Here is a 17,815-nt window from a genome sequence, read left to right as displayed (position 1 = left end):
ATGACGGAGAGTGCTTCCCGGGTCGCCTTCGTCACCGGTGCCGGCCAGGGGCTGGGCCGGGCCATCGCAGATGCGCTGAGCGCCGCCGGTCACAGCGTCTGCTACGGCGATATCGATGGCGACAAGGCGGCAGAGGCCGCCCGCACCGCGCCGCGCACCGCCGTTGGCGTGGCGCTTGACGTGCGCGACAAGACCTCGATCGCGGCTGCCGCCAAGGTGGCCGAGGATACCTTTGGCCGGGTGTCGATCCTGGTCAACAATGCCGCGCGCACCGTCGCCCGCCCCTTCTTCGAGCTTGAGGCCGAGGAGTGGGACGACGTGCTGAGCGTCAACCTGCGCGGCGTGCTGCTGACATCGCAGGTCTTCGTGCCGGACATGCTTGAGGCGGGCTGGGGCCGGGTGATCAACCTGTCCTCCTTGGCCGGTCAGCGCGGCGGGCCGCAGGTGCAGGGCGCGCATTATGCCAGCTCAAAGGCCGGCATCATCGGGCTGACGCGCTACATGGCGCATGAGTTCGCCCCCAAGGGCGTGACCGTGAACTGCATCGCGCCGGGGCCGATCCTGACGGAGGCGACGGCACTTGCCCCGCCCGACAAGCTTGCCATGGTGGCCTCTGCGGTGCCGGTGGGCCGCATCGGCGAGGCCAGCGAAGTGGGCGATCTGGCGACGTATCTTGCGTCGGACTCTGCAGGCTTCCTTACCGGCACGACCACGGATATCAACGGCGGGCTTCAAATGCGCTGAGGATCGGGCGGCACGCCGCCCGGTCTTCCCAGCTTAAACCCTCGGAGGCCCATGACCTTTCGTGATACTTTCCTGAACCCCGCCGCCAAGATGCGCGGCACTTTCCAGGGGTTCCCCTATCCGGCCGTGACAGAGACCCTGTGCCTTGCGGGCGTGGATTTCATCTGTGCGGATGGCGAACATTCCCAGTTTCGCGGCGAGGCGCTGCTGAACGTCCTGCGCGCCGCGCAATGCCGGGGCGGTCATGTGCTGGTGCGTGTTCCAGATGCGCTGCCCCACCTGATCGCAGAGGTGCTGGATGCCGGGGCCGCCGGGGTCATGGTGCCGCGCGTGTCTACCCCGGAAGAGGCACGCCGCTGCGTCGCGGCCTCTCGCTATCCGCCGCAGGGCGTGCGCGGGGTGGGGCCGGGCCGCGCGGCGGGCTACGGCTATGCCATCGCTTCCCTGCTTGAGGCCCCCGCGCCGCTGATCGGCATCCAGATCGAGACCATGGAGGCGCTGGAGAACCTTGAAGAGATTCTGGCCACCGAAGGGCTCGATTACATCATGATCGGTCCGGGCGACCTTGGCGTGGCCCTTGCGGCCTCGGGTTCTGATCTGACGCTTGCCGATGCGATCGCCCGCATCGTCGAGGTCGCCAAACGGCTGGCCGTGCCCTGCGGTGTCTTCTCTCCGGATCGTGCCACGGCGGATGCGGACCTGGACTGGGCGCATTTCGTCGTGCAGGGCAGTGACGCGATGATCCTGTCCGGGGCGGTAAGAGACCAGTTCGCCTGACCCCGCGACAGCACGGAAAAGGCCCCCGAAGCATGCCGTTTCGGGGGCCTTTTTGCATCAGGAGGCAAGCTGATCGAACCCCTTGCCCGGGTTCATGATCCCCTTGGGATCCAGCGCTGTCTTCACCGATTGCATCAGGCGCAGGTGGGTCTGCGTGCGGGAATAATGCATGTAGTCCCGCTTGATCGCGCCGATCCCGTGTTCGGCGGAAATCGTGCCGCCCATGTCGCGGACAATGGCATAGACGGCGGCCTTGACCTCTGCCTCCGGCTGGGTGTCGCCGGCGGCGGGGACATGGACCACGAGGTGCAGGTTGTTGTCCCCGATATGGCCGTAGAACAGGGCGAGCGCATCCGGCCAGCCTTGCTGGATCCGCGCTTCGACCTTTGCCACGGTCTCTGCCATCCGGTCGGTGGGAATGCCGATGTCGAAGGGAATGACCGGCCCCAGGACGGTGGCATATTCGGCAGGGGTTTCGCGCACGGCCCAGATCGCGTGCTCTTCACGGACCGAGTTCGCCAGGACCGCGTCCTCGATCAACCCGCTTTCAAAGGCGGTTTCAAGGAAGCCTTCCAGCGCCTGGCGCGTGCTGTCGCCCTGGGGGCCGCGGGCCTCCACGATGATGTAGACGGCGTGCTTGCCGCTGAGCGGGGTGGGCACGTCGCAGCGGCTGGCCATGGTGTCATGGAAGCTGGCCCACATCACCTCGAAGGCCGTCAGCATGGAGCCAAGGCCGGTGCGGGCCTTGTTCAGCACCTCGATCGCGTCATCGGTGCTCGCGCAGCCGACCAGGGCCGTTTCGCGTGCCGGGCTGGCCGGGTGCAGGCGCAGGACGCAGGCGGTGATCACGCCCAGAAGCCCCTCTGAGCCGATGAAGAGCTGCTTGAGGTCAAGGCCCGCGTTGTTCTTCACCAGGGTGTTCATGTCTTCAAGGATGGTGCCATCGGCCAGCACCACCTCAAGCCCCAGCACCTGGTCCCGGGTCATGCCGTAGCGCACCACGTTATGCCCGCCCGCGTTGGTGGCGATCACCCCGCCCAGCTGGCAGGAGCCGCGCGCGCCGATGTCGATGGCCAGCATCAGGTCCGCATCAGCGGCGGCGCCCTGCGCGGCCTCAAGGATCACGCCGGCCTCGGCGCTCATCGTGGCATCGCGGGGGTTCACGGCGCGGATCGCGTTCATCCGTTCCAGCGACAGGACGATGCCGGCCGCTTCCGGATGGGCGGCGCCGGAGATCCCCGTCAGCCCGCCCTGCGGGACCACCGGCACCCCGTTTTCATGGCACAGCCGCAGGGTATCAGAGACCTCTTGCGTGGTCCGGGGGCGGACCAGCGCCAGGGGGCGCACCGCGGGCAGCCCGGCCCAGTCATGGTGATACCGCGCGGGCACATCGTCAGAGGCGGTCACGACTCCCTCTGCCAGGGTGTCGGTCAACAGGGTCAGGAAATCGCTCATGGGCTTGCCTTTGGACAGGGGATCGGAGGGGGTGAGTTCTATTTTCGGTATAAAACAAAACCGATAAATAGCCAAGGAAGATGGTGCCGATCCGGGGTTTTCCGCCCCTGCGTCTGCTCTACGGTGCTGGCGGACCGCAGTTTTCCGCCCCATAGCGCGGGCTTCGCTATGGCGCCCCCTGTTTAAATGGAATACAAATAACCCGAAATTGGTTTCCTCACTTATCCGGATAGCTACAGAGATGCGCGACACCTCGCCCCTGACCCTTTCGCCGCTGGTCCTGCCCAAGGCAAGCGAGGAAGCCGCCCGGCAGATTGCCCTGGCCATCCGCAACGGCCAGGTCCGCACCGGGGACAAGCTTCCCTCTGAACGGATCCTGGCCCAGCAGCTGGAGGTCAGCCGCGTGACCGTGCGCGAGGCCCTGCGCCTACTGGCAGAGGCGGGCTTCCTGGATATCCGGGCCGGGGCAGGGGGCGGCAGCTTCATCGCCAGCGAGATGGTGCCGCCGGAGTTCATCTATCCATCCCTCTCGATCACGCCACAGGAAATGATCGACGTGCTGGATGCCCGCCGGCTGGTCATGCCGCATATCGCCGAAGTGGCCACCATGAACCTGACCGAAGCGGATATCGAGGCGATGGAACAGGCCATCGACTTTGCCCGCCAGCGGATCAGCGGTGCGCCGACGGAGGTGGTGACAGAGGACATGCGCCATGTGCTCAGCGTGGCCTCCATGCGGTTCGACCTGGCGATGGCCGCGGCCACTCGCAACGGCCTGCTGATCCGGATGATGACCATGCTGCTGACCTGGCTGGATTCCCTGCGCATCCTGACGCTGCGCTCGCCGGATGACATGGCGCGGGCGCTTGGCTACCTGGATGATACGCTGACGGCGCTGAAGGCGGGGGATCGCAAGGCCCTGGCGGAGACGCTGGACCGGCGGATGACCCAGATCGAAGGGGAATGGGAGCGGGCAAGTGGACGCCGGTTGCGGCGGGACCGCCCGGCCTTCCTGGGGGGACCGGACGCCTGAGCGTCCGATCCGGGAAAGGCGCGTTGCCTACTTGAGGGAGTCGTTAAAGGCCTGGACGGCGGCGTCCACGCGCGCGGTGTCCCAGGTATCGACCTCACCGAAACTGCCGTCTTCCTTGACCGAGTAGATGACGTAGGGCCCTGCCACGTCACCGAATTCGTCAAAGGTGAAGGCCCCGGTGGCGCCGTGGTAGGCGATCTTCTCACCGGCGGCGAGCAGCTCTTTCGCTTGGGCGAAGCCCTCGGTCCCGGTCAGTACGGGCGTGCCCTCTCCGGTGACGGCGCGCAGGTTTTCCGCGATGCTCTGCCCATCCACGCTGCCGCCGGCTTGCATCGCCAGCATCACCGACATGGCCGCATCGTACATGTTGTGCAGCGCCGGCCCGTCCGGAGAGGTGCCATAGGCCGTGCTCCAGGCCTGTTCGAAGATGTCGACGGACTCGCCCTCGATCTGGGAATTGTCGATGCCGATGGCCTGGGACAGGTACTTTGGCCCGACGGCCGAGACGAACTCCTCGGCGCGCAGGGCGTTGGACAGCATCAGCGTTTGCGGACCGCCCAGCGACAGCCATTCGCGCAGCGCGTTGGCGCCATCGGCGGGGAAGGCGATCAGGAACAGGGAATCCGGCTTGCCGCGCAGCGCCGTCGAAACCTCTGCCCGGTAGGAGGATTGCTCCTGCTGGTAGGGCACCATGCTGGAGACGGTCAGGCCCTGGGCCGTCGCGGCCTCTTCAAAGGCATGGGCCAGGCTGCTGCCGTAGTCGGAGTTCACGTAGATCACCGCCGGGTTCTCATAGCCCATTTCGCGGGCCTTTTCGGCCATGATGATCCCCTGGGGGCGCACGGTGGGAATGGTGCGGAACCACAGGCCTTCTGTCCCGCCTTCGGCGGCCAGGGTGGTGAAGCTGGGCGCGGTGGAGCAGCAGCTGACCTGCGGAATGCCGGAGGGGATCGCGACGGATGTCAGGATCGGCATGCTGATGCCGCTCTGGATGGCGCCCAGCAGGACCGACACGCGGTCGATCTCTACCAGCGACTTGGCCGCATCAAGGCCGACGGAGGGCTGGCCCTGGTCGTCGCGCAGCAGGTATTCCACCTGGCAGCCGTTCACGCCGCCGGCGGCGTTGACCTCGTCCACGGCCAGCTTGCCGGCTTCGCCGATCGCCTCACCGACAGAGCCGAGCGAACCGGTCAGCGACAGTATCGCGCCGATCCTGATCGGGCAGTCCTGCGCGGCGGCGGGCAGGGCCGAGCACAGCGCAAGCGCCAGTGCCGCGGCGAGTTTCCTGAAATGGGATCTCATCTCTTAACTCCTTGTTGCAGTTTTATTATTTCTTTGACGAAACGGCGCTTTTCTCGCCGATCAGCCCGCGGGGGCGGATGAGGATGGTCAGCACGATGATCAGACCGATCAGCACCACCTGCACCGCGCTGGACTGGGCCTGCAGGTCGGGCGGCGCCAGGCGGCTGAGCAGCGTGCCGCTGCCTGTCCAGATCAGCCAGATCACGAAGGATCCGATCACCCCGCCCAGAAGGCTGCCGGAGCCGCCGACGATGAGCATGGCCCAGATCTGGAAGGTCAGGATCGGGATGAAGTCGATCGGGCTGATGAAGCCGACGTAGCCGGTGTAAAGCGCGCCCGCCGTGCCCATGATGGCCGAGCCGATGACGAAGCTCTGCACCCGGACGGAGACCGGGTTCTTGCCCAGGGACCGCGCGGCCACGTCATCTTCGCGGATGGCGCGCAGCAGGCGCCCCCAGGGCGAGCGCACCAGCCGGGCCAGAAGCGCCCAGACCAGCAGCCCTATGACGACCACGAAGACAAGGTAGAACAGGTTGAAGGCCTGCACGGAGTCAAAGAGGCTCCAGAAGGGGCGCGGCAGCCCATAAAGTCCGTTGGCCCCGCCGGTCAGCCCGGCGGCGTTCAGGGCCACCAGCTGCACGGTCAGCCCGATGCCGAAGGTGGCGATGGCCAGGTATTCCTCGCTTAGCCGCAGGGTGATCAGGGCCACCACCAGCCCGGCCAGCGCGGCGGCCAGCGCCGCCCCGGCAAGCCCGACCAGGAAGGGCATCCCGAAGCCGCCGATCAGAGTGTCGCGCGCCGGGCCGGTCAGGATGGCACAGGCATAGGCCCCGATGGCGTAGAACCCCACCACCCCGGCGTTGAACAGGCCGGTGAAGCCCCATTGGATGTTCAGCCCCATGACGATGATCGCGTAAATCGTGGCGATGGTGGCGAAGAAGACGAAATAGGCAAGAAGACCAGTCATTTGGAACCTCCGGAAGAGCCTTTGAACAGCCCCCTGGGGCAGAGCCAGAGCACTAGGAGCAGCACGACGAAGGGCACGGCGATCTTGTAACCGGCCGGGATCCACAGCAGGGCGATGGCCTCGATCAGGGCGACGATGAAACCGCCGAACAGGGCGCCGACGACATTGCCGATCCCGCCAAGGATGGCGGCGGCGAAGATCGGCAGCAGCAGCTGGAAGCCCATGTCGGGGCGGATCTGCACGGTCATGCCGTAAAAGACGCCCGACACCGCCGCGAGGCCGCCGCCGATAGCCCAGGTCCAGAACAGGATCTTGCGGAAATGCACGCCGTTGATGGCGGCAAGGGCGGGGTTTTCCGCCACGCCGCGCATCGCCAGCCCCAGGGCGCTGTACTTGAGGAAGAGGAACAGCACGACAGAGACCAGCAGCGCCAGCGCGAAGACCAGCGCCTGATCCGGCATCACCCGCAGCCCATCGCCGATCAGCCAGGCGATCTGCAGGTCGTTGGAATAGTAATGCGCCGCGCCCCCGAAGATCAGGTGGATGGAATAGCGCACGATCAGCGCCACCCCGAAAGAGGCGAAGACCAGCGTGATGTGGTTCACCCGGCCCCGCAGGCGGCGGAAGACCAGGTAATCGATCGCCAGCGCCAGGGCGACGGTCAGCACGACCGCGATCACCGTGGCCAGCACCAGGCCAAGGCCAAAGCGGAACGGGCCGGTCTGGCCCGCATCCAGGCCCGTGACCGACAGGACGGCCAGGGCCATGTAGGCCCCCCAGGTCAGGTATTCGGCATGGGCGAAATTGGTGAAACGCAGGATGCCCATGACCAGTGTCACACCCATGGCGCCAAGCGCGATGATGGCACCGGTCGACAGCCCGTCGGCGATTGCCTGTATCATGCGGATTTCCTTCCGGCATTCCCAAGGTAGATGGCCTTTACCTCGGGGTTGTTGAGCATCTCCTGCGAGGTGCCGCTGATGCGGTTCTCGCCCTCGGCCAGCACGTAGGTGCGGTCCGAAACGGCCATGGCGCCCTTGGCGTTCTGTTCGACCATCAGCACGGCAACGCCGTCATCTGCCAGGCGGCGCAGCATGACGAAGACATCCTGGACGATGTTGGGGGCCAGCCCCGCGCTTGGTTCGTCCAGCATGACCAGGCGCGGCGCACAGAGCAGCGCGCGGGCCACGGCCAGCATCTGGCGTTGCCCGCCCGACAGGCTGCGCGCGGCGCTGTCGCGGAACTTCACCAGGTCCGGGAAACGCTCATAGGCCTGGGCGATGCGCTGCGCGGCCTGCTTGCGCGGCAGGGTATGCGCGCCCAGCTTGAGGTTCTCGTCGATGGTGAGCGTGGTGAAGATATTGGCGGTCTGGGGCACGAAGGCCATGCCGGCCTCTGCCATCTCTTCCGTGGGATGGTTGGTGATGTCGCGCCCGTCCAGCGTGACGCGCCCCTCGGTGATGCGCACCAGCCCGGCAATCGCCTTCATCGCGGTGGATTTGCCGGCGCCGTTCGGGCCGATGATGGTCACGAATTCGCCGGCGTCGACCTGCATGTCGATCCCGTGCAGGATCGGTAGCTCGGGGGAATAGCCCCCGATGACGCCTGTCAGTTCAAGCAGGGCACTCATGCCGCTTCCCCTCCCAGGTAGGCTTCGATGACCTGGGGATCTGCCGCCACCTCTGCCGCCGATCCCGCCAGGATCACGGAGCCGCGCGCCAGCACGACGATCGGGTCGCAAAGGGACATGACCATGTCCATGTTGTGCTCGATCACCAGGAAGGATTTGCCCTGTCCGTTCAGGGTCACGATCTTGTCCACCAGCGTGTCCAGCAGGCGGGGGTTCACGCCGGCGGCGGGCTCATCCAGCAGGATAAGCTCGGGATCCGCGATCAGTACCCGGGCCAGTTCCAGCAGCTTCTGCTGGCCGCCCGAAATCGAGCCCGCCGGCAGGTCCCGCACCGGGTCGAGCCCGCAGAAGGAGACGACGTCGCGCACCCGGTCGCGCAGCGCGCGTTCCTGCCGTGCCACGCGCCGCATCTGCAGCAGAGCGCGCCAGGCGGTTTCCCCGGCCTGCCCGGGGGCAGAGACCAGGACGTTCTCGAACACGCTCATGCGGGCGAAGGGGCGCGGGATCTGGAAGGTCCGCGCCACGCCGGAGGCGAAGATCCGGTTCGGGGACAGGCCGGAAATCAGCCTGCCCTCCCTGGTGATCTTGCCCGAGCTCAGCGGGACATTGCCCGTGATCGCGTTGAACAGCGTGGATTTCCCCGCGCCGTTCGGACCGATCAGCCCGGTGATCTGGCCGCGCGGCACCTCGAAGCTGGCCGCGTGGAGGACCTGCAGCTTGCCGTAGCTGACGCAGGCCTCTTCCACGCGCAGGATAGGCTCGCTCGACCCTTGGGGGGATGCCGTCGCGGTCATGATCCGCCTCAGCTTTCCAGCAGGAAGAAGGGGCGGCCGACGCGGGCTTCCAGCCGCATGTAGCGGTCCAGTCGCACACCGTCGATGTCCTGGCGGACGCATTGGATCATCGCCGCGATGGTCTTCTGGTCCGGCACTTCAAAGATCAGGTACCAGGTGAAATCCGGGGTGCTGGGCTGGCCGACCATGAACAGGTCGTCATCCAGCGTCGCCAGGGTCTTGGCGCCCATGTCGGCCCAGTCCGCGAACATCTTCTTCATGCGTGGCAGCACCTTTTCCCGGCGCTCCTCGCCGCTGGCGGTGAACCAGCCGTCGGTGGAGGCGCCCAGGAAGATGACGCGGTGAGGGGTGGGGATTTCCGGGGCCTGGAATTCTACAGCCATTTGCTTTCCTTTGGTTTTCTTGAAGTTGAGAGAGGGGGGGCGCGCCTAGCGCATCAGCACGCCGCCGTTCACGTCCAGCGTGCTGCCGGTGACGTAGCCATTGCCCGGATCGGCCAGGTAGACGGCGGCTGCGCCGACCTCGGTATCGCGGCCAAGGCGGCGGACCGGGATGGTGGCCGCCAGGCCGTCGACCTTTTCCTTGGGCATGGCGCGGCTCATCGGGCCTTCGATCGCCGCGGGCGCGATGCAGTTCACCGTCACGCCATTGGGCGCCAGCTCCTGGGCGAAGCACTTGCTCAGCGACAGGATCGCGCCCTTGCTGGCCGAGTAATGCCCGCCCGCCACGACGCCGCCACGCTGGCCGGCCAGAGAGGACAGGTTGATGATCCGGCCATAGCCCTTGTCGCGCATGATCCTGCCCGCGCTGCGGCAGCCCAGGAACAGGCCGCGCAGGTTCACCGCCATCACGCGGTCCCATTCCTCTACCGGGATGTCCCAGAGCGGCTTGGACAGGGTCATGGCGGCGTTGTTGACCAGGATCTCAAGGCTGCCCTGCTCTGCCATGACCTCGGCCACGGCGTTTTCCCAGGCGGCTTCCTCTGCCACGTCGAAGCGCTTGCAGGACACCCGCGTGCCATCGGCAGAGATGCCTGCCGCGGTCTTTTCCAGCGTCTCGGAAATATCGCAGAGCACCACGTGGGCGCCGGCCTCCCAGAGGGCCCGTGCCATGGCTTCGCCCAATCCCTGCGCAGCGCCGGTCACCAGCGCCGTATGTCCTGAAAGTCTGTCAGACATCAAAAATCTCCGTTCCGCACCAAAAATGGTATTTTTACCAGTCCGATACTGACGGCATGCGGGGGCTTTGCGTCAAGACTTTTAGTTTAAAATTAGACAAAAAGTGGTTTCTTGGATGTCTGTAATTCGACGAAATGTGATCTAATAGGCCAAAAACAAAGAGAAAAATGGCACCTGCAAACTTCAGCGCCGGGCCTGGCCAGGGCGCCGCCGGGACCCACCAGAGCAATACCTGCCCCGCAGAATCGTCTGTTTCTGGTCAAACAACTGTCCTCCATTTGATCAATGACACAGAGCTTAGCGGCATTTCAGTATAAAAATAGTCCGAAATTGATTGACAGCGCGAAGGCTTCCTTTCTACGGTGCAAGGATGTTCAGGCAGCGGACCTTGCACAAAGCGGGTCCCTGCGGCTGTGTCGGTACTTGCCCGGGATGGCCGGGCCCGTGCGATCGTATAGGGGGAAGAGATGTCCGAAGACCGCCCAAGCCCGTCGGCAAGACCAGGGCCTGACCGTCCGGGGATGCTGACCCGCATCCAGGGCTGGCTGGTGCAGCTTGCCCTTCTGTCCATGGTCGCCATCACCGTCGTCGACGTGATCGGCCGCTACCTGTTCAACTCTCCGCTTTCCGGCGCCTACGAGCTGACGCAGCTGCACATGACGGTGCTGATCTTCATCGGCCTGCCGATGGTCACGGCGCGCAATGCCCATGTGAAGATCGACTTCCTGAGGCCGCTTCTGGGGGCGCGGGCGCGCTTCGTGCAAGACTGCGTGGTCGGCGTGATCTCTGCCCTGGTGCTGGCGGTCCTCGCCTGGAAGTTGGCAGAGCTTGGGCTGCGCTTTGCCTCGCACGGGGATGGCACGATCTTTGCCAATATCCCCTTTGCGCCCTTCGCCTTCATCGATGCCGTTCTGGTGGCCTGCGCCGCGATCTGCGCGCTTGTGGTGCCGTTCCGCAACCGCGCCCAGCCGACGACGCCCCCCAAGACCAAGGACCTCGCATGACCATCGCCCTGATCGGCTTCGCCATCCTCTTCATCCTGCTCTTCCTTGGTCTGCCCGTCGGGATCGGCATGCTGCTGATCGGCACCACCGGCTTTGCCTGGATCATCGGCGGCCTGGACCCGGCGCTGCAATTGCTGGCGCGGACCGCCTGGACCAATACGACGCTCTATTCCATGTCTGTCCTGCCGCTCTTCATCCTGATGGGGGACGTGATCGGGCGCACCGGCATCGGCGGAGACCTTTACCGTTGTGCAAACGCCTTTGTCGGGCACTGGCGCGGCGGCCTGGCCGTGGCCACCGTAGGCGCCAGCGGCGGGTTCGCCGCCGTGACGGGCTCCAGCCTGGCCACCGCGGCCTCCATGAGCCAGATCGCCTATCCGGAGATGAAGCGCCACGGTTATTCGGATTCGCTGGCCGCAGGCGCGATCGCGGCGGGGGGAACGCTGGGCGTGCTGATCCCGCCCTCTGTGGTCTTCGTCTTCTACGGCATCCTGACCGGCAACGATATCGGCATGCTGTTCGTCGCCGGTATCCTGCCGGGACTCATCGGGCTGCTGCTTTACGTTGGCGCCGTGGCGGTCAGCGTGCGGCTGAAGCCCTCCAGCGGGCCGGCCGGTGAGAAAAGCAACTGGGCGCAGCGCCTGTCCTCCCTGCGACCGGTTTCTGCCGTGGCGGCGCTGTTCCTGCTGGTGATCGGCGGCATCTACCTGGGCGCCTTCACCGCGACCGAGGCCGCGGGCATCGGCGCGGGCGGCGCGATCCTGATCGCCTTCCTCAAGGGGCGGCTGCCCTGGCATGTCCTGCGGGCCTCCCTGCTGGAAACCGCCTTTACCACCACGGTCCTGTTCACCGTGATCGTCGGGGCGCTGGTCTTTGGCAACTTCATCAATGTCAGCGGCCTGCCGCGCGAGCTCTCCAGCCTGATCACCCAGTTCGAGCTCTCGCCCCTCTGGGTCCTGGCCTGCATCCTGGCGATCTACATGGTGCTGGGCTGCGTGCTGGAAAGCACCTCCATGGTGTTGCTGACGGTGCCGGTCTTCTACCCGGTTGTCACCTCCCTGGGGATCGACCCGATCTGGTTCGGCGTGCTGGTCGTCTGCATGGTCGAGGTCAGCATGATCACGCCCCCGATCGGCATGAACGTGATCCTGATCAACTCGCTGCTGCCCAGCGTCCCGCTGCAGCGCATCTTTGCCGGGGTTGCCGCCTTCGTGCTGGCAGACGTGATCCGGCTGATCATCCTGATCGCCTTCCCCCAGATTTCGACCTGGCTTCCCTACCTCATGTAAAAAAAGACCAACAGGAGAGAACATGAAATATATTCTGATGACCGCCGCCGCTGGCGTCCTGGGGCTGTCCGCGGCCACGGCGCAGGCCGACACCGTCATGCGGTTTTCCAACTGGCTGCCGCCGACCCATTACGTCACCACGGAGATCCTGGAACCCTGGGCCGCCGATATCGCCGCCGCCACGGACGGACGCGTGACGGTCGAGTTCCTCTCGGCGCTGGATGCGCCGGCGGGGCACTTCGACCTGGTGGAGACCGGCATCGCGGACGTGGCCTTCGGCGTCCATTCCTATACCCCGCAGCGTTTTGCCCTGACGGAGATGGCAGAGCTGCCCTTCATGGCGGATGATGCCACCGTGAACTCCATCGCCTACTGGGAAACCTACAACGAGTTCTTCGCCGGCGCGAGCGAGCATGACGGGGTGAAGCTGCTTGGCCTCTGGACGAGCGGTCCTTCGCAGTTCTTCTCTGACGATACCTTCCTGGACAGCCCGGAGGCCGCCAAGGGCATGAAGATCCGCATCCCCGGCAAGGTCGTCCAGCAGATCGCAGAGGAGCTGGCGATGGTGCCGGTCAGCGCCAGCGTCTCCGAATCCTACGAGATGCTGTCGCGCGGCGTCATTGACGGCCTGTTCCAGCAGAAGGAAAGCGTGGTCGCCTTCAACATGGATAAGTTCCTCAAGGCGGAAAGCGACGTGCCCGGCGGCTTCGCGCATTCCAGCCAGTACATGGTGATGAACCAGCGCACCTTCGACAGCCTGTCGCCCGAAGACCAGGCCGCCGTCGAAAGCGTCAGCGGCCTGGCTCTGGTCAAGCGCGCAGCGGGTGTCTGGGATGCCCATGACATGGCCGCTGCCGAGGAGCTGGCAGAGGCCGGCGTCGAGAAGCACGAGATTTCCGGCGAGGCCCTGGCAGAGATGAAAGAGCGCCTGAGCTTCATCGAACAGGACTGGATCGAACGCGCCAGCGCCAAGGGGGTTGATGCCTCTGCCGCGCTGGAAGTCATGCGCGCGCGCATCGGCGAGCTGGAAGGCGAGTGATCCTGGACGCCTGACTCGTAAGACGGGCTTTCAATGCGGGGCGTTCGGCGCCCCGCATTTTTCGTTTTTATCGCAGTGACTTGCGGCGGATGGAAAAGGGAAGGGGGCCGCGACCGGCCCCCATTCCCTCAGGCCATCTGGCCGACGGTTTCCGCGGCCAGGGCCAGCACCCGCTTCAGCACGCTTTCCTCGGATTCGCCCGGCTCGGCCCGGATGAAGGGCGTGCCCGCATCCTCAAGCGATCCCTCCATCATCAGGTTGTCGGACATGCCGTGGTTCTCCACCATCACGCCGGTCGACAGGCGCATCAGCCCGTCGTCGGCCTCGGTGGCGGTTTCACCGGCCCAGGCCTCGATCCGGGTGCGGTAGTCGCGCGGATCGAAGGTGAAGGCAAAGACCGGCTTTCCAAGGGCGGTCATGTAGCCCATTTCCCAAACCGTGCCGGGATCGGCCGCCGGCCCCCGGAAGGGGGTGAGGTTGACGATGCACAGGTCCGCGCTCCGCATCATCGCCAGGTTGTTGCGATAGATGGACAGGCCCGTGACCTCTCCTTCCAGCAGATCCTGGCCTGTTCCGGGGCCGGTGGGCACCAGCCCCGCCGCGCGGGTCAGCGCAATGCGGCGATCGGAAAGGGCGGGGAAATCCGGCAGGAAGACCTCTGGTCCGGCAAGGTAGACTTTCATGGCGCGTCCTTCAGCTCAGCTCAACTCGCCGCCGGCGATAGCATTCATCAGCTTGTCGCGGAAGGAGGTGTCGCGCTCGGTGACCTCGTTGGCGACCTGGCTGGCTTCGGTCATGAAGTGCTCATAGCCGCGCCCCATTTCCCAGCCGCGCTTGGTGTGCATGTCGATGGCGAAGTCTGGCACCTCGGGGGCCTTGTCGCGCACGCTCAGCTCCAGCTTGGCAAAGTTCGCCATGTCGTCGCTGGTCCGGTCCTTGGGCGCATCCGCGATCAGGCGCACCGCATGGGCGGCGAACAGGAAGCGGTCATGCAGCGGGCGGGGAATGCGCAGGTGCTGCTGGTAGCAGGTCTCCACCAGGACAGGCAGCATGGGATGACCCAGGCCCACGTCCTCCACCGCGATGACCTGCAGGCGGGACCAGAGCATTTCCTCCATCTGGACGGAGGTCAGGAACATCTCGTAGGCCAGCAGCAGGGCGGTTTCGCTGAGGCCCCGGCGCAGGCATTTCTGCAGACCAGAGATGACTTCATCGGCGGGCACGTCGTGATGGGTGCGCACCTTTTGCCAGGGATCGGCGGGCAGGGTGATCTTCATTTGATTTCCATTTCTACGAACTCAACGGTTTCGTCAGAGAGGTTGACGACATTGTGGCTGACCCCGCATTCGCGGAAGTAGGCCACACCGGCGGTGATATCGTAGGGATTACGATTGCCCTCGGCGTCGATCATGGTGAGCGTCCCCGAGATCGTCGGCGTGACGACATAGGGAAACGCATGGGTGTGCCACCCCGTCTCGCCCATGGGCGGGAAGGTGTAGCGGGTCACCTTCACCCGGTCATTGTCCTCGTAGACGGTGACCTGGGAAGGAATGAATGTGTCGGTCATTTGGTTAGCTCCAGCGGGCATTGACGCGCTTTTCGGCAAGCGTCGCCAGGGTGAAACACAGGACAGAGATGGCGGTGGCCACGACAGAGGTGCCAAAGGCGCGGTCCGTCTGGAAATCGGCGGCGGACTGGCGGAACATGTAGCCCAGGCCAGAGGTGCCCATCAGGAACTCGGCCACCATGGCCGACAGCACGGCGGGCGGCGCGGACAGGCGCAGGGCGATCATCCAGCTTGGCACGGCAGAGGGCAGCACCAGCCGGATGAAGCGTTGCCAGGGCGAGGATCCGAAGACCCGGAACAGGTCCTCCGATCCCGGCGGCAGGGCGCGCAGCCCGGCAGAGGTAAAGACGAAGGCCGGGAAGAAAGAGATGATGACCACGATGGCCAGCACCGTCTTGACGTCATAGCCCAGCAGGCGGGCCAGGATCGGGATCAGCGCCACCACCGGCACAGAGGAAAAGATCAGCCCCAGCGGGATCAGGATCCCCGACAGCAGCCGAGAGGTCCAGGCCAGCACCGCGATCGCCGTGCCAAGCGCCATGCCCATCACCAGCCCCAGGGCGGCCAGCGTCAGGGTCAGCGCCGCGTTGCTCAGGTAGATGCCGGGGTTGGTGACAAGGTCCCGCACCACGTCCAGCGGCTGCGGCATGACGATGGCGTTCAGGTCCTTTGCCCAGACCCAGCCCTGCCACAGCAGCAGCACACCGATGACCCCCCAGTATTTCGCCAGGAACCCGCGCGCGCGGGTCGCAAAACCGGTCATGAGAACCTCCCGTGGACGAAGCGCTCCAGAAGCGACATCAGCCCGAAGGCGATGAGGGAGGCGGCAGAGGCGATGAAGACCGCGCTCCACAGAAGCGGGATCTGGAAGTTCTGCATGGCAGAGACCATCAACAGCCCCAGCCCGCGCGAGGCGCCGAACCATTCGCCCAGGATCGCGCCGATGAAGGCGGCGGGGGTGGCGTATTTCATCCCCGACACGATGGAGGGCAGAGCCGCCGGCAGGTCCAGCCGCAGCATCCGGGTGGATTTCGACGCCCCCAGCACCTTGAACAGGTCGCGGTGGTTCTGGCGGCTTTTCTCAAGGCCGGAGGTCGCGGCGACATAGATCACGAAAAAGACGTTGATCGTGGCAATCGCCATCCCCGTGACCTCGCGCGACAAGAGCACGATGAACAGCGGGGCCAGGGCAATGGGCGGAATGGCATTGATGGTAGAGGCCAGCCGGTCGATCCCGGGCTGCATGGGCTTCAGCGTGTAGGAGAGCATCGCGGCCCCCAGCCCGATCAGGAACCCCAGCAGATAGCCCCCCAGGATCATTGAGAAACTGGCCCCCATGGCCCGCCCGAACAGCCCGCGCCGGGAGGGATCGAAGAGGTATTCCATCACCGTGGAAAAGCGCGGCCAGGTCAGCCCGGCCAGCTTGTAAAAGCCGATTAGCTCCCAACCGAGCAGGAACAGCAGGATGCCCAGCACGCCAAGGGCCAGGTCCTGGATCTGGGGGCGGGACAGCCTCATGCTTCCGGCTCCAGCGCCAGGGTCAGCTTGTCCGCCATCGCGTGGAACTCCGGCGTGCGCTGGATCGAGGGATCGCGGGGCCGCGCGAAGGGGATCTTCATCTCCATCGCCACGGTGCCGGGCCGGCCCGTCATCACCAGCACGCGGTCTGCCAGGAACAGCGCCTCTTCGACCGAGTGCGTGACCAGCAGCGTCGTCACCTCGTCCTCGGCCCAGATGCGTTGTAGCTCCACGTTCATGTGGCGGCGGGTGACGGCATCCAGCGCGCCGAAGGGTTCATCCAGCAGGAGCACATCGGGCCGCAGCACCAGTGCCCGCGCAATCGACACCCGCTGGCGCATGCCCCCAGACAGCTGGCTGGGCCGCGCGCCGGCGAACTTGCCCAGGCCGACCAGCTCAAGCAGCTCTTTCACGCGCGTGGTATCCACCTTCTTGCCGGCGACCTTGTAGGGCAGGGCCACGTTGTCCTTCACCGTCAGCCAGGGCAGCAGCGCATGATCCTGGAAGGCCACGCCCAGCCGATGCGCGCGCGACAGTTCCGCAGGGTCCTGCCCCTCGATGGTGACGCGGCCAAAGCTGGCCTCTTCCAGCGCCGCGACCAGGCGCAGGATGGTGGATTTGCCGCAGCCGGACGGGCCCAGCAGGGCGACAAACTCGCCCTTGCCGATCTTGATGTCCACGTCCCGGACGGCGGTCAGCTCGGTCCCGTCGTCCAGGGTGAAGACCATGCCGACGTGATCGACGTTGATGGCGGTTTCAGGGCTCATGTGCGGGCCTTTCGGGCAGAGCGTGGAAACGGGCGCATGAAGGGTCTCCGGTTCGGGAAAGGTCAGGCGGTCAGCCGGTGGAAACGTTCGGTGATGATCGGCAGCCGCTCTTTCAGCTTCGCCTTGATCTCCGCGACATCCACGCAGGTCATCTCGCGGTTCTTCATCACCAGCGCGCCATCGACGATCACGGTGGACACATCGCGCCCCACCAGCACGTTGGCGGCGGTGAACAGCGGATCGTAATGCGGCGCGGCATCCATGCTGTCGGCGTCCGCCAGGATGATATCGGCCTTCTTGCCCACCTCCAGGCTGCCCACCGCGTCGAAGATGCCAAGCGCCCGCGCCCCGCCCACCGTCGCCACGCGCAACAGCTCCTCGAAGGAGATCGGCTCGCGCCAGTGGAAGGCAGCCGCATTCACCGCCTGCTGGCCCGCATGGGCGGCATGGGCCACCTGGAAGATATCGATCGTGCCGCCGCCGCCCGGCCCATCGGTGCCCAGGCCCACGTCCATGCCGCGATGCCACATCTCCGTCAGGCGATGCGCGCCGATGGAGTAATTGCCGAAGGAACAATGGCAGGAGGACAGGCGGTATTTCTCGTATAGATCCATCTCGTTATGGGACAGCATGACGGAATGGGCGCAGTGCAGCCGGTGGGACAGCACGCCCATCTCCTCCAGCCACTCGGTCGGGCGCTTGCCGAACTTCTCGGTGGTGTAGTCGATCTCGTAGCTGCCCTCGCAAAGGT

Annotated in this window: 21 protein-coding genes; 6 read left to right on the top strand and 15 right to left on the bottom strand. The window is 65.5% G+C overall.

The annotated features are described in order from the left end of the window. On the top strand, positions 1-744 hold the full coding sequence (locus HCZ97_RS14325) for an SDR family NAD(P)-dependent oxidoreductase (RefSeq protein WP_167689402.1): 744 nt from the start codon (positions 1-3) through the stop codon (positions 742-744). Between the two features lie 51 nt (positions 745-795). Then, a complete protein-coding gene (locus HCZ97_RS14320) occupies positions 796-1,521 on the top strand; it encodes an HpcH/HpaI aldolase/citrate lyase family protein (RefSeq protein WP_167689401.1) in 726 nt (241 codons plus the stop codon). Between the two features lie 57 nt (positions 1,522-1,578). On the opposite strand, the gene HCZ97_RS14315 is transcribed toward HCZ97_RS14320, so the two are convergent. Next, entirely contained in the window at positions 1,579-2,976 is a 1,398-nt protein-coding gene (locus HCZ97_RS14315) for an FAD-binding oxidoreductase (protein WP_167689400.1), read from the bottom strand. Positions 2,977-3,217: 241 nt separating this feature from the next. On the opposite strand from HCZ97_RS14315, the gene HCZ97_RS14310 reads away from it, so the two are divergent. Then, entirely contained in the window at positions 3,218-4,009 is a 792-nt protein-coding gene (locus tag HCZ97_RS14310; RefSeq protein ID WP_167689399.1) for a FadR/GntR family transcriptional regulator, read from the top strand. Between the two features lie 27 nt (positions 4,010-4,036). Here the strand turns inward: HCZ97_RS14310 and HCZ97_RS14305 are convergent, their stop codons facing one another. The 7 genes from HCZ97_RS14305 to HCZ97_RS14275 are packed head-to-tail and all read right to left on the bottom strand — an operon-like array spanning position 4,037 to position 9,880. Then, positions 4,037-5,311, bottom strand: coding sequence for an ABC transporter substrate-binding protein (locus tag HCZ97_RS14305; protein ID WP_167689398.1), 1,275 nt, complete (start codon positions 5,309-5,311; stop codon positions 4,037-4,039). A 25-nt stretch (positions 5,312-5,336) separates the two neighbouring features. Continuing rightward, positions 5,337-6,278, bottom strand: a complete 942-nt coding sequence (locus HCZ97_RS14300) for a branched-chain amino acid ABC transporter permease (RefSeq protein WP_167689397.1) — start codon at positions 6,276-6,278, stop codon at positions 5,337-5,339. Beyond that, positions 6,275-7,180: a branched-chain amino acid ABC transporter permease gene (locus tag HCZ97_RS14295; protein ID WP_167689396.1), complete on the bottom strand. Its 906-nt coding sequence runs from the start codon at positions 7,178-7,180 to the stop codon at positions 6,275-6,277. The genes HCZ97_RS14300 and HCZ97_RS14295 overlap by 4 nt, the downstream gene beginning before the upstream one ends. After that, complete coding sequence (locus tag HCZ97_RS14290) at positions 7,177-7,908, bottom strand: ABC transporter ATP-binding protein (protein ID WP_167689395.1); 732 nt, start codon at positions 7,906-7,908, stop codon at positions 7,177-7,179. The genes HCZ97_RS14295 and HCZ97_RS14290 overlap by 4 nt, the downstream gene beginning before the upstream one ends. Then, on the bottom strand, positions 7,905-8,702 hold the full coding sequence (locus HCZ97_RS14285; protein WP_167689394.1) for an ABC transporter ATP-binding protein: 798 nt from the start codon (positions 8,700-8,702) through the stop codon (positions 7,905-7,907). Before HCZ97_RS14285 ends, HCZ97_RS14290 begins: the two co-directional genes overlap by 4 nt. 8 nt (positions 8,703-8,710) lie before the next feature. After that, positions 8,711-9,085: a hypothetical protein gene (locus HCZ97_RS14280; protein WP_167689393.1), complete on the bottom strand. Its 375-nt coding sequence runs from the start codon at positions 9,083-9,085 to the stop codon at positions 8,711-8,713. A gap of 45 nt (positions 9,086-9,130) precedes the next feature. Beyond that, positions 9,131-9,880, bottom strand: coding sequence for an SDR family NAD(P)-dependent oxidoreductase (locus tag HCZ97_RS14275; protein WP_167689392.1), 750 nt, complete (start codon positions 9,878-9,880; stop codon positions 9,131-9,133). A 521-nt stretch (positions 9,881-10,401) separates the two neighbouring features. Between HCZ97_RS14275 and HCZ97_RS14270 the strand changes: the two genes are divergently transcribed. Genes HCZ97_RS14270 through HCZ97_RS14260 form a run of 3 tightly spaced genes read left to right on the top strand, consistent with a single transcriptional unit; the run spans position 10,402 to position 13,212 of the window. Beyond that, positions 10,402-10,884, top strand: a complete 483-nt coding sequence (locus HCZ97_RS14270; RefSeq protein ID WP_167689391.1) for a TRAP transporter small permease — start codon at positions 10,402-10,404, stop codon at positions 10,882-10,884. Then, positions 10,881-12,173: a TRAP transporter large permease gene (locus HCZ97_RS14265; RefSeq protein ID WP_167689390.1), complete on the top strand. Its 1,293-nt coding sequence runs from the start codon at positions 10,881-10,883 to the stop codon at positions 12,171-12,173. The genes HCZ97_RS14270 and HCZ97_RS14265 overlap by 4 nt, the downstream gene beginning before the upstream one ends. A gap of 22 nt (positions 12,174-12,195) precedes the next feature. Continuing rightward, positions 12,196-13,212, top strand: coding sequence for a TRAP transporter substrate-binding protein (locus HCZ97_RS14260; protein ID WP_167689389.1), 1,017 nt, complete (start codon positions 12,196-12,198; stop codon positions 13,210-13,212). 128 nt (positions 13,213-13,340) lie between these two features. On the opposite strand, the gene HCZ97_RS14255 is transcribed toward HCZ97_RS14260, so the two are convergent. From HCZ97_RS14255 to HCZ97_RS14225, 7 genes are all read right to left on the bottom strand, one after another. Next, complete coding sequence (locus tag HCZ97_RS14255) at positions 13,341-13,895, bottom strand: nucleoside 2-deoxyribosyltransferase (RefSeq protein WP_167689388.1); 555 nt, start codon at positions 13,893-13,895, stop codon at positions 13,341-13,343. A 15-nt stretch (positions 13,896-13,910) separates the two neighbouring features. Next, positions 13,911-14,489 (bottom strand): AAA family ATPase, encoded by a 579-nt coding sequence (locus HCZ97_RS14250; protein WP_167689387.1) that lies wholly within the window; start codon positions 14,487-14,489, stop codon positions 13,911-13,913. Next, a complete protein-coding gene (locus HCZ97_RS14245; protein WP_167689386.1) occupies positions 14,486-14,779 on the bottom strand; it encodes a cupin domain-containing protein in 294 nt (97 codons plus the stop codon). The genes HCZ97_RS14250 and HCZ97_RS14245 overlap by 4 nt, the downstream gene beginning before the upstream one ends. 4 nt (positions 14,780-14,783) lie before the next feature. After that, positions 14,784-15,542 (bottom strand): ABC transporter permease, encoded by a 759-nt coding sequence (locus HCZ97_RS14240; RefSeq protein ID WP_167689385.1) that lies wholly within the window; start codon positions 15,540-15,542, stop codon positions 14,784-14,786. Next, complete coding sequence (locus HCZ97_RS14235; protein WP_167689384.1) at positions 15,539-16,297, bottom strand: ABC transporter permease; 759 nt, start codon at positions 16,295-16,297, stop codon at positions 15,539-15,541. The genes HCZ97_RS14240 and HCZ97_RS14235 overlap by 4 nt, the downstream gene beginning before the upstream one ends. Beyond that, positions 16,294-17,064, bottom strand: a complete 771-nt coding sequence (locus HCZ97_RS14230) for an ABC transporter ATP-binding protein (protein ID WP_167689383.1) — start codon at positions 17,062-17,064, stop codon at positions 16,294-16,296. The genes HCZ97_RS14235 and HCZ97_RS14230 overlap by 4 nt, the downstream gene beginning before the upstream one ends. Before the next feature lie 62 nt (positions 17,065-17,126). Beyond that, the coding region (locus tag HCZ97_RS14225; protein WP_167689382.1) for an amidohydrolase family protein at positions 17,127-17,815 on the bottom strand (689 nt) is incomplete at its 5' end.

It is taken from the genome of Pseudooceanicola sp. HF7 (assembly GCF_011806405.1).
GTDB lineage: Bacteria > Pseudomonadota > Alphaproteobacteria > Rhodobacterales > Rhodobacteraceae > Pseudooceanicola.
This window is presented reverse-complemented; position numbering and strand designations above follow the sequence as displayed.